We start from the raw sequence: 12,024 nt of genomic DNA on the forward strand, positions 1-12,024 counted from the left end.
GGCTTGAAAATCCCTTTAGCGGTCAATTCCTTTTATGAAACGCATGGCAAAGGGCTAAACACTTCCCTCTTTTTCAAACGCCTTGTGGTGTTTAATGTGAGTTATGTTTATAGTTTTTAGGGGGGTAAATGCCTTCAAACGCTCTTTTGATTGAAGAAATCGCTCGCTTAATCAATGTTTCTCATAGCAGCGTGCATAACTGGATCAAAACCAATCTTTTAGAGAAACTAGAGATTGATCATAAAATTTATGTGAAAACGAGTTCTTTTTTAGATTTTTGCCGCAACCATTTAGGGAAAAACAAGCTTAACAAATACGCTAACAAATCCTTAAAAGGCGCGCATAACCATCAAGAATTGATTTTAAAATACCTAAAAATATTAGAAAATAGCTCTGATTTAGAAAAGTTGGGTTCTTATTATGAAAAAGAGCTTTCTAACACCACTAGAAATTTAGAAGGCATTTACTACACCCCTAATAGGATAGTAGAACAACTTTTCACTCTCCCTAAAGATTTTGATACCTCCCAAGCGATTTTTTGCGATCCGGCTGTGGGGAGCGGGAATTTTGTCATGCATGCTTTAAAACTGGGTTTTAAGGTTGAAAATATTTATGGCTATGATACGGACGCTTTTGCTATCGCTTTGACTAAAAAGCGTATTAAGGAGCGTTATCATTTAGATTGCCCTAATATTGTGCAAAAAGATTTTTTAAATTTAAAACACACCCAACAATTTGATTGTATTTTCACCAACCCGCCATGGGGTAAGAAATACAACCAAAACCAAAAAGAAAATTTCAAACAGAAATTCAACCTCTCTCAAAGCCTAGATAGCGCGTCGCTCTTTTTTGTAGCGAGTTTGAATTGTTTAAAAGAAAACGCTCATTTGGGGCTATTATTGCCCGAAAGTTGTTTGAATATTGATGCGTTTAGCAAAATGCGAGAAATGGCTTTAAAGTTTCAAATTAGAAGCCTGATTGATTTTGACAAACCCTTTAAAAATCTAATGACTAAGGCTGTGGGTTTGGTGCTTAAAAAAACCCCTAACAAGGATCAAAAAATCTCATGCTTTTATCAAAATAGTAAGTTCAAACGCTCGCCTTCTTCTTTTTTTAACAACCCTAAAAAGATTTTTAATATCCATTGCTCTAATAAAGAAAATAAAATTTTAGACCACCTTTTTTCCCTTCCTCATATCACTTTAAAAAATAACGCTCATTTTGCTTTAGGGATTGTTACAGGCAACAATAAAGAAAAATTACACCCCAAACAAGAAAAAAATACCATTCCTATTTTTAGGGGTTCAGATATTTTAAAAGACAGATTAAAAGCCCCTAGCCAATTCATTAACGCTGATTTAAAAGACTGCCAGCAAGTCGCTCCCTTAAGTCTTTATCAGACTAGAGAAAAAATTGTGTATAAATTCATTTCTTCAAAGCTTGTCTTTTTTTATGACAATGAGCAACGCCTTTTTTTAAACAGCGCGAACATGTTTGTTTTAAAAGAAAATTTTCCTATCAACGCTCATGCACTAAAAGAATTATTAAACAGCGATTTAATGCAATTTATTTTTGAATCGCTTTTTAAAACGCATAAAATTTTAAGAAAAGATTTAGAATGTTTGCCCCTATTTGCGCAATTTATCAACAATAGTTTTGATGAAAAATTTTATTTAAAAAATTTAGGGATAGAAAAAAAAAGACCCTAAACATTTCACCATCAGGAAAAACCATGCACATTGCTTGTCTTTTGGCTTTAGGGGATAATCTCATCACGCTTAGCCTTTTAAAAGAAATCGCTTTCAAACAGCAACAACCCCTTAAAATCCTAGGCACTCGTTTGACTTTAAAAATCGCCAAGCTTTTAGAATGCGAAAAACATTTTGAAATCATTCCTCTTTTTGAAAATATCCCCGCTTTTTACGATCTTAAAAAACAAGGCGTTTTTTTAGTGATGAAGGATTTTTTATGGTTATTAAAAGCGCTTAAGAAGCACAAAATCAAACATTTGATTTTAGAAAAACAAGATTTTAGAAGCGCTCTTTTAGCCAAATTTGTTTCCATAACCACTCCAAATAAAGAAATTAAAAACGTTTATCAAAACCGCCAGGAGTTGTTTTCTCAAATTTATGGGCATGTTTTTGATAACCCTTTATATCCCATGAGTGTAAAAAACCCCAAAAAGATTTTGATCAACCCTTTCACAAGATCCATAGAGCGAAGTATCCATTTAGAGCATTTAAAAATCGTTTTAAAACTTTTAAAACCCTTTTGTGTTACGCTTTTAGATTTTGAAGAACGATACGCTTTTTTAAAAGATAAAGTCGCTCATTATCGCGCTAAAACCAGTTTAGAAGAAGTTAAAAACCTGATTTTAGAAAGCGATTTGTATATAGGGGGGGATTCGTTTTTAATCCATTTGGCTTACTATTTAAAGAAAAATTATTTTATCTTTTTTTATAGGGATAATGACGATTTCATGCCGCCTAAGAATGAAAATTTTCTAAAAGCCCATAAAAGCCATTCTATAGAACAAGATTTAGCCAAAAAATTCCGCCATTTGGGGCTATTATAATATTGTGTTATACTTCTAATTTCAATTTTGCTTGTTAGGACATTCATGAAAAATATTAGAAATATCGCTGTAATCGCGCATGTTGATCATGGGAAAACCACTTTAGTGGATGGCTTACTTTCTCAATCTGGCACATTTAGTGAGAGGGAAAAAGTGGATGAAAGGGTGATGGATAGCAATGATTTGGAAAGAGAAAGAGGCATTACTATCCTGTCTAAAAACACCGCTATTTATTACAAAGACACTAAAATCAATATCATTGACACTCCCGGGCATGCTGATTTTGGGGGTGAAGTGGAGCGCGTTTTAAAAATGGTGGATGGGGTGTTGCTTTTAGTGGACGCTCAAGAAGGGGTCATGCCTCAAACTAAATTCGTGGTTAAAAAGGCTTTGAGTTTTGGGATTTGCCCTATTGTGGTGGTGAATAAAATTGATAAGCCTGCCGCTGAACCGGACAGAGTGGTGGATGAAGTTTTTGACTTGTTCGTAGCCATGGGAGCTAGCGATAAACAATTGGATTTTCCTGTGGTCTATGCCGCCGCTAGAGATGGCTATGCGATGAAAAGTTTAGACGATGAAAAGAAAAATTTAGAGCCTTTGTTTGAAACGATTTTAGAGCATGTGCCAAGCCCTAGCGGGAGCGTTGATGAGCCTTTGCAAATGCAAATTTTTACGCTTGATTATGACAATTATGTGGGCAAAATCGGTATCGCTAGGGTGTTTAATGGCTCGGTTAAAAAGAATGAAAGCGTGCTGTTGATGAAAAGCGATGGGAGTAAAGAAAATGGCCGTATCACTAAGCTTATAGGCTTTCTAGGGCTGGCTAGGACGGAGATTGAAAACGCTTATGCGGGCGATATTGTAGCGATTGCTGGGTTTAATGCAATGGATGTGGGCGATAGCGTCGTTGATCCTGCTAACCCCATGCCTTTAGATCCCATGCATTTAGAAGAGCCTACGATGAGCGTGTATTTTGCCGTCAATGATTCACCCTTAGCCGGGTTAGAAGGAAAGCATGTTACTGCCAATAAATTGAAAGACAGGCTCTTAAAAGAAATGCAAACCAATATCGCTATGAAATGCGAAGAAATGGGCGAAGGCAAGTTTAAAGTGAGCGGGCGTGGGGAATTGCAAATCACCATTTTAGCTGAAAATTTGCGCCGTGAAGGGTTTGAGTTTAGCATTTCACGCCCTGAAGTCATCATTAAAGAAGAAAATGGCGTTAAATGCGAGCCTTTTGAGCATTTGGTGATTGACACGCCCCAAGATTTTAGCGGGGCTATCATTGAAAGATTAGGCAAAAGAAAAGCCGAGATGAAAGCGATGAATCCCATGAGTGATGGCTATACAAGATTAGAATTTGAAATTCCTGCAAGAGGGCTTATCGGTTATAGGAGCGAGTTTTTAACCGACACTAAGGGCGAAGGCGTGATGAATCATAGCTTTTTGGAATTCCGTCCTTTCAGCGGGAGCGTGGAATCGCGCAAAAATGGGGCGCTAATTAGCATGGAAAATGGCGAAGCGACCGCTTTTTCCCTTTTCAATATCCAAGAAAGAGGCACGCTTTTTATCAACCCCCAAACGAAGGTTTATGTGGGCATGGTCATTGGCGAGCACAGCCGGGATAATGATTTAGATGTCAATCCTATCAAATCCAAACATTTAACCAACATGAGAGCGAGCGGGAGCGATGATGCGATCAAACTCACCCCGCCTAGGACTATGGTGTTAGAAAGGGCGTTAGAATGGATTGAAGAAGATGAGATTTTAGAAGTTACCCCCTTGAATTTAAGGATCAGAAAAAAGATTTTAGACCCTAACATGAGGAAAAGGGCGAAAAAATAAATAGAATTTTTTGGAATGCATGCCAATTTATTCAACCAAAACGCTAGTAAAAAAGATATTTTTTGCACAATTTACGCTCCAATAATGGGCGTTACAAACGCTACATAAAAGCCCCTTTAAGATATGGTGGGGGCAAGTCTTTAGCTGTAGGGTTAATAGTGGAGTGTATACCTAAATGGTGTGCGTAGGATGATTAGCCCTTTTATAGGTGGGGGGAGCGTAGAAATTGCATGCGCGACAGAGTTGGGTTTAGAAGTGCTAGGCTTTGATATTTTTGACATTTTAGTGAATTTTTATCAAGTGCTACTCAAAGACAAACAAGCTCTTTATAATCATTTGTTCTCTTTAGAACCTAATCAAGAAACTTACAGCACCATTAAGCAAGAGTTAAAAGCCCATTATAAAAAAGAACGGAGTTTTTAGGTCAAATCTAATCTACAAGATAATTGATAGTGTTATTATACCAAAAATCTACAGAACTAACCTTAAAGAATGTTTTATTTTTTATTAAAGCTCACATTCTTTTTTTCTTTTTCTTTTTTTTGAAAGCACTAATACATGATCTAATATTTACTTATCAAAAACAAAAACTTCTTTCCCTTTATTACAATATAATTATGCGGAAAATTTTTTCCGCTTTCTGTTTAATTATCGTATTCATGGGAGCTCAAAAGCTTAAAATAATCTTAAATTTTTAGGCTATTTAACGGCATTTTGCTTCGTTATTGTTGTGAAAAAAGTCTCATTCTTAACCCTACAAGATGATTTTTATTGATTAAAAATAACTAAGGGAGAAAGATGAGTGATTGTAAATGAGTAGGGTTAGTAGGGAATTGTTTGATAATATTAAGTCATTTTTGCACTATAAACTTAAAACAATGATACGCATTCAAAGCATGAATGATTTGGAATTGATCTTAAAATGGCAAGATAGAGTTTTAGAGTGCCAAAGTCTTATCGCATTGAAAGAACTCAATCGCAAACTTTATAATCAAGGCGTTAGGCATACGATTATGATGCAAGGCTTGTTTTTGTTCTTTGAATATTTTGATAATAGGATTAAGCTCAAATCCTTGCACAATCTAGCAGAAGAACAGGTTATAGACTTCTTATTTGGATTAGCCAAAAACAGGAAGCCAAGCTCTATGGCTAAAAAAGAAACGCATTTGCCTAAACATTTGAATAAAAATGATTTTAAGGCTTTTATCCAAGCTCTTCTAAAATACCATCCCAAAACCAGTTTTGAAAAACGCAATCAGTGTATTTTACTGCTTATTGCATTAGGGGGGTTAAGGAAGTTTGAAGCCTTAGATTTGGAACTAAAAAACATTGCTTTAGAAAATAACCACTACCGCCTTTTAATCAAAGGTAAAAACAACAAAGAAAGATACGCTTATATTGAAAAAGAGTTTTTGCAAGTTCCTTTGAATGCGTGGCTAAGCGATACTAAACGATTAAAGAGTTTTAAGGGGCGTTTTATGTTTAAAAAAGCAAAAAACAACACCACGCAAAAAACTTGCTCTTTAAAGGGCTTTATCGCTAAAATTTTTAAGCTCTCTAATATTGATGTAAAATCTTATGGATTAGGTTTGCATCTTTTTAGGCATAGTTTTGCTACTTTTATTTATAATGCAACACAGGATTTGGTTTTAACTTCAAGAGCGTTGGGTCATAGTTCTTTGCTTTCTACTAAAATCTATATCCATACCACTCAAGAACACAATAAAAGAGTGGCTCTTGTGTTAGGGGGGTTATTAAGAAATGAAAAAAGCGAGTAGGTTTTTAAGAAATCTTGATTTATTCTAATTTTTGAGTTATAATGCATCTACATTCAATGGGCTAACCGAAGCCCACCTTATTCACAAACCACTTAAATTTTCCAAGTCTTTATTCCCAATGCTTTTAATTAAATCATCTAAAAACAAGACGATTTTACTTGGTTCTACACTGATATTCATAGGCATTTTTGCCCTATCATTGTCTTTTAACCCAGTGAAATAAGTCGTAATGCGTGGGCGGTTGTTTGGTTTGGTTTTGAGTAAGTTTTCCCAATGATACGCGCGATTTCTAATCGTCCATAGCAAATTTAAAGCAATATGAACCTTTGAAGCACCAGATAATGGATTTTTCTTATTGTTGATAAATAATGCATTTTTATTATTGGGGTAATAGGATTTGAAATTGATGTGCTTTAAATCTAATATTATTCCCTCTAACTTATAACAAAAAATAAGCCTAACCACTGCCCCTAAAGACATTTTAGATAAGATTAAAGAATGCGTGATTTCTTTTTTCTTTTCTTTTAATTCTTTGATTAAATCTGTTAAAGAATTTTCACTAAATACCCAATCACTCCCTTTGATTTGGGTTAAACAATAATCTAAAGCGTTGCGTAAATAAATTTCTAAGCTAGAGATTTTAGGCGTGATGAAAGAAATAAGTTTCAAATTTTCTTTGTATTGCTCTAGGCTATCGTAAGTATCTAATCTTTCTCTAGATAAAATGAGTGTAATATCATTTTTGAAATGTTGTAAATCTTGCATGATTTCTCTTAAGGTTTTTTGAAAAATTATCACTAAAAATAATTTTCAAAAATTGCCCTAAAAAGCTTTTGTCATTTGCTAGCTCTATGAGACTTGGGAAGTTCAATTGTCTCCACACCCACTCTAACACCAGGATGTCCTGGCATGTCTCTCATGTTAGCCGTAGTGCTGTTTATCGTAGATTTTGCGTCTTTATAAGCTTCTAGCGTTCTGCCAAACGCTGAACGACCCACACTCTTAAGACTTCCAGCTATGGCTCCAGCTCCAGCGCTAGCCATTTGCACACCTTGATATATGAAGCTTTTAGCATCCGTTAGACCACCTTGTGTGCCAAAGATAGCGTTAATCATTTCGGGGACTTTTTGAATGAATGTCAGTGAAATTCCTATTACTACAATAATGCCAAATTTAGCCACTATTTCATTGCTCCCTCCCACTTTGATTGCGTATTGTAATGCAAAAGAGTTGAATAAAACTAGTAGCAACAATAAAGGCATGTAAAAAGTCAATGAAATAATCTTTTTCACATAAGACACTAAAAAACCTCTAGTCTGCTGAAAAAACCCTAGCGGTAGCATAAAAATAACCAAAGACAAGTAAATAATTTTTTCTAAATAAGTCATAAAAACATAACAGAAAACTTTGAATAACAAAAACAATTCTAATCCTAAAATAACCAATAACAAAACAGCTGCAATAAGGGTTTTTGGCGATAGTCCATTATTAATTTTGAAGTCTTCATATAATTTATTCAAACTCGTCAAAATTTGTCTGACATGGAATGAAATATTAGCGTTAGTGATGCTGTGGTGCGTGTCTATATTCTTGTGTTCTCTTGCACTATTTGTTTGATATTCCTTAACCACATTAGAAATCCCAGCATTTAGCAAGTTAGCAGGCGTGTCAAAAATTTCTGTTACATGATTTTGAAAGGCAAAACTAGAGCGACCATTACCGCTACTAGAACCATCAGATTTAAAGGCATAATGGTACAAAGAAAGGTATCCTACAAACACAAAAAGCATTAAAAAGGTTTTGATTTCAAATAAATCATTGTTTTGATAGCGTTTAAAGGAATACAAAAGGATTAAAAGCACTCCTAAGACCATATCAAAAGGTTGGACAACATTGGCTAAAGGCTCGCCAATTCCCTTTAAGATCTTGTTAGAAAACGAAATAAAAAACCCAAGAATTTCACTATAAAGCCCATCTGCTTGCACAACTAAAGAATCTTGCTTATTGTAAAGTAAGTAAGCACCCACTCCTACGACAGCTAAAGCACCAAGCACTAAAGGGTTAGAAAGAAAGGGCAGAGCAAGTAGTGGAGCGGCCATGTTATTTAATCTCTAACATTCTTCTATTTCTTTCACCAGCAGCTATTCTCATAGCAGCCGAGCAATCCACTTTATCGCCTCCTTTTTCAAAGCATTCGCTATCTTTTTTCAAAGCTTCTTCTATATGGTTTTTATAATATTCTTCCCTTTCTTTCACTTGTGATAGATAATAAGCATGTTTCAAATCTTCTATTTTGTATTTTATAACATCCCAAAAAACCACCACTAAAATCCCTAAAATCCCTAACAAAATCCATGAATTTAATCTGCTTTTAAACATAAAAAATCCTTTTTTAAAATTTGACTAATTTTAACATAATGACTTATTTCAATATGGATTAAACGACTGAATATTATCAGAGCTTGGGGCTTCATTATTACTATTTGAATTCACGCCACTTGCCTTTCCTACACTACCATTAGGGAAACCATAAGCGTCTAATTTAGCCCTATAGACTTTCTCTATTTCTTGTTGTTTTTGTTTAAGATTTTCTTGATGCTCTTTGTCATCTTTTAGGGTGTTAGTAGGAATAATATCTTCAAAATAGCCCATTTGTTGCTTGAATGTATAGCTTTGCATTTGCGCCATTAAACCCAGCGTCTTATTCATAAAGCTCAAATTTTGAGCGATTTCTAAAGCAGTTTCTACGCTTAATTGCTGGAATCGGTGTTTGTAGTCATTGAACACTTTAACGGCTGCTTCACCTTTTTTACCAGCAATATCCCTACTATAATCTAAATTAAGCTAAATTGTGCTTTTAAGCGATTAATAATAAGCGATGAGTTTTTCAAATTCATACCATACCTCATTGGAACTTTGCTCTTTAATGGTGTTTTGACGCATTTTTTCATGTTGCTCAATATGAGTAATGCTTTCCCTGTTTAGCACATACGCTCCCACTAATGAACGAATAAGAGCTTTATTGGCTGTAATGGTGCTATCTGCCTTTTGAACTAAAGCAAAATTTTCTTTATTGTTAGAAAATTGCACTAAATACGGCTCTTTTTGTTTTAAGGGCAACAGAACGATCAATAAGATAACAAGCAGTGCTGTTGTGCCAAAGAAGAAACACGTTACATAAAAGATATAATCGCCTAATTTTTTCTCTAAATGATAGATAACGCTTGCATCTCTCACTTCTTCAAAGAGCATTGTAGGGGCAATGCTTTTATCAAAGCCTATTCTGGAGAAAAAGTTTTTAAAAATTCTTTCTTTTTTTTCTTGGATTGGCTCATTTTGGGGTGTTTCTTTTTCCTCTGTTTCTATCACAGGCTCTTCTACAAATTCTTTAATTCCATTGATGGTGGTTTGAGTGGGTAATGGCAAAGAAAACAAGTCGTTAGGCTGGTTTTCTTTAGTGTCTTGATTTTCTTCTTTAAGCTCTGTGTTGTTGTCTGCTTTAAGATGTTCTTTGTTTTCTAATTGCTTTAATTCATTTTCAATTTCTTCTAAAAGCAAAGTTTGTTCTTCATTCTCTTTTAGATCGCCCCACAAATCCATGCGTCTTTTAGTTTGTAATTCTAAATTTTTTAAACCGCCATGAAATTGTTCTAAAACTTCGCTTCTTTTTGACATTAACTAGCCTATGGGTTGATTTAAATGAAAAAAGGCACAAGGGCTTTTATACATTTCATATTGTTTATTAGAACATCCACTTAGTGCTAACAAAATTATTCCTATTAAAAATATTCTCATTTCTTTGTCTTTTTGTGTTCATCAATCCATTTAGAGATAGCGAATTTGTCATTCAATATTTTATTGATGGGCATTGCCAATTTGCACTCTTCACAAATTTTTTTAACCAAATCCAGTTGTTTTTGACTGGGTTTTTCTTTAACATGCTCTGCAATCCAATCAGAACATTTTTCCTTGTTCTGCAAGATTTCTTGACTGGGTTTTTGTAATTTTTTATCTTTACAAATTTTGTCTATGAGTTCAAGTTGCTTATCAGTAGGCATGTTATTGTCAGTAGATTGTGTTTGATAAAACTTGGCGGTGCTTTTTAACTTGCTTATGACTTCAGACATAAACTTTTCATAACTAGCTTCACCTCTCATGATTAAATCCAAACATTCTTCAAATTGTTTGGTAGTGCTTCCTAATTTGCTCTTATCTTTGCTTGTAAGAGCGATGAAATCCACTTCTTTATCTTTTTTGAAAAATGAAATCACTTCTAATCCTTGACTAGTAGGGGTGATGGCGTTAGTTTTTGTATCAATGCTAATATATTTACGCTTCAAAAGAAGATCTAAGAAGCTCGCATAAGTGCTGGGACGACCAATCCCCTCGCTTTCTAATAAGGGAATAAAGGCACTTTCTTTATAAGGTTTGGGACTGGGTTTTTCTATTTTTTTAATAAAAACTTCTTTTAACGGGACACTATCATTTTCTTTTAATGAAAAGTTTTCTATTTCACTTTCTTGTTCTTCCTTGTTAAATTCTTCTTTGCCTTGAATGAGTTCTTCAATCTCTAAAAAACCCTTTTCTTTTAAAAGTTTGAAAGAGAACTTAAAACTCTCGCTTTTGATTTTAAAGATACAATCGTATTGATTGTATAAGGCGTTTCTACTTTGAGAACAAATTGTATTGGCATAAATAAGTTGATACAACTTCAGCGCTAATTCTTCGCTTATTTTAGCGTCACTGCACACTTTTTCTAAGTCTTTTAAAGCATGCAGATGTGTAATTCTTATGGCTTCATGCGCTTCAGCTTGTGAGTTTTTGCCAGCCTTATACTCCCTGTATTGATAAACGCTCGGATAAATAGGTTCAAAAAACACTTCATGTTCTTTGAGATACTCAGGACTTAAAAATTCACTATCAGTTCTGTGATAAGTGATGAGACCAGCTTCAAAGAGTTTTTGAGCAAGTTGTGCGATTTCTTTAGTGGGTATTTTTAAGGATTTGCTCGCTTGGGATAAAAGTTTAGAGGTGGTGAAAGGTTTTTTGGGTTCTTTATTGGATAGACTTTCTTTTAATGAAACTAGAACACTCATAGACCCTAATCCGTCCTTTAGATCTTTTAAAAATTGAGATGCTTCGTTTTTGTCTTTAAATTTAAAATCCACTAGTTCGTTTTTTTCATTCGCCCTTACATGCTTAATAATCACTTCTTTTTCATTGCACACAATACTAGCTTGGATTTGATATTCTACTTTTTCTTCAGCATCCAACTTATCAAAATCCCTTATTTCTTGATCTCTTTGGCAGATTAAAGCTAGAGCTGGAGTTTGCACTCTACCAGCGCTCAATTCACTAAGATTTAAACTTTTTCTTAAATAGCTTGTTAGAGCAAATCCAACAACCTGATCGCTTGCAATCCTGCCTAAGAATGATTGGTATAAATTAGTGTTAGAACGAGAAAATAACACCGCATTTTTTAAGCCGTTTTCAATACCGCTTGGTGTGATCTCATGAAATTCTGCACGATAAATTTCACTAGCTACATTTTTAATTTTTTCATAAAATTGATAGCCAATACCATAGCCCTCTCTATCAGGGTCAGTAGCGATATAGACTTTTTTGTCCCTACAAGCATTGATTAAAAAATTTATTTTCTTAGCCTTGTCTTCTTTGATTTCAAACTTACAAGCAAAATTATTTTCAATATCTACGCCTATAAGGTTAGTAAAATGCCCTATAGTTGCATAAACTTCCGCACCTGTTAGTTGTTTAATCTTTTCAACCTTATTAGGGCTTTCAATGATAATCACGCTATCTTTCATT

9 protein-coding genes and 3 pseudogenes are annotated in these 12,024 nt (G+C 34.4%); 6 read left to right on the top strand and 6 right to left on the bottom strand.

Annotated elements, in window-relative coordinates:
* From KX581_RS05745 to KX581_RS05770, 6 genes and pseudogenes are all read left to right on the top strand, one after another.
* The coding region (locus KX581_RS05745; RefSeq protein WP_073423031.1) for an outer membrane beta-barrel protein at positions 1-120 on the top strand (120 nt) is incomplete at its 5' end.
* Positions 121-128: 8 nt separating this feature from the next.
* Positions 129-1,767: pseudogene (locus KX581_RS05750) on the top strand (class I SAM-dependent methyltransferase).
* The gene (locus tag KX581_RS05755) at positions 1,733-2,575 is read left to right on the top strand and encodes a glycosyltransferase family 9 protein (protein WP_231175829.1); all 843 of its coding nucleotides are present in this window, start codon (positions 1,733-1,735) and stop codon (positions 2,573-2,575) included. Before KX581_RS05750 ends, KX581_RS05755 begins: the two are co-directional and overlap by 35 nt.
* 45 nt (positions 2,576-2,620) lie before the next feature.
* The gene (gene typA, locus KX581_RS05760; RefSeq protein ID WP_000790221.1) at positions 2,621-4,420 is read left to right on the top strand and encodes a translational GTPase TypA; all 1,800 of its coding nucleotides are present in this window, start codon (positions 2,621-2,623) and stop codon (positions 4,418-4,420) included.
* Between the two features lie 15 nt (positions 4,421-4,435).
* Positions 4,436-4,831 (top strand): annotated as a pseudogene (locus KX581_RS05765) (DNA adenine methylase); the annotation flags it as partial.
* A gap of 401 nt (positions 4,832-5,232) precedes the next feature.
* Entirely contained in the window at positions 5,233-6,198 is a 966-nt protein-coding gene (locus tag KX581_RS05770) for a tyrosine-type recombinase/integrase (RefSeq protein ID WP_414600160.1), read from the top strand.
* A gap of 81 nt (positions 6,199-6,279) precedes the next feature.
* On the opposite strand, the gene KX581_RS05775 is transcribed toward KX581_RS05770, so the two are convergent.
* The 6 genes and pseudogenes from KX581_RS05775 to KX581_RS05800 form a co-directional block, all read right to left on the bottom strand.
* Positions 6,280-6,963, bottom strand: coding sequence for a CAAX protease (locus KX581_RS05775; protein WP_120873244.1), 684 nt, complete (start codon positions 6,961-6,963; stop codon positions 6,280-6,282).
* A 71-nt stretch (positions 6,964-7,034) separates the two neighbouring features.
* Complete coding sequence (locus KX581_RS05780; protein ID WP_120873245.1) at positions 7,035-8,297, bottom strand: type IV secretion system protein; 1,263 nt, start codon at positions 8,295-8,297, stop codon at positions 7,035-7,037.
* A gap of 1 nt (position 8,298) precedes the next feature.
* Positions 8,299-8,577 (bottom strand): hypothetical protein, encoded by a 279-nt coding sequence (locus tag KX581_RS05785; RefSeq protein WP_120873246.1) that lies wholly within the window; start codon positions 8,575-8,577, stop codon positions 8,299-8,301.
* Between the two features lie 48 nt (positions 8,578-8,625).
* A pseudogene (locus KX581_RS05790) lies at positions 8,626-9,074 on the bottom strand (hypothetical protein); the annotation flags it as partial.
* The gene (locus KX581_RS08340; protein WP_331273830.1) at positions 9,064-9,873 is read right to left on the bottom strand and encodes a VirB8/TrbF family protein; all 810 of its coding nucleotides are present in this window, start codon (positions 9,871-9,873) and stop codon (positions 9,064-9,066) included. The pseudogene KX581_RS05790 and the gene KX581_RS08340, both read right to left, overlap by 11 nt.
* Positions 9,874-9,989: 116 nt before the next feature.
* A complete protein-coding gene (locus tag KX581_RS05800) occupies positions 9,990-12,023 on the bottom strand; it encodes a type IA DNA topoisomerase (RefSeq protein WP_180514895.1) in 2,034 nt (677 codons plus the stop codon).
* Position 12,024 lies beyond the last annotated feature (1 nt).

This window comes from Helicobacter pylori (assembly GCF_021062735.1).
GTDB classification, from domain to species: Bacteria; Campylobacterota; Campylobacteria; order Campylobacterales; family Helicobacteraceae; genus Helicobacter; species Helicobacter pylori_DN.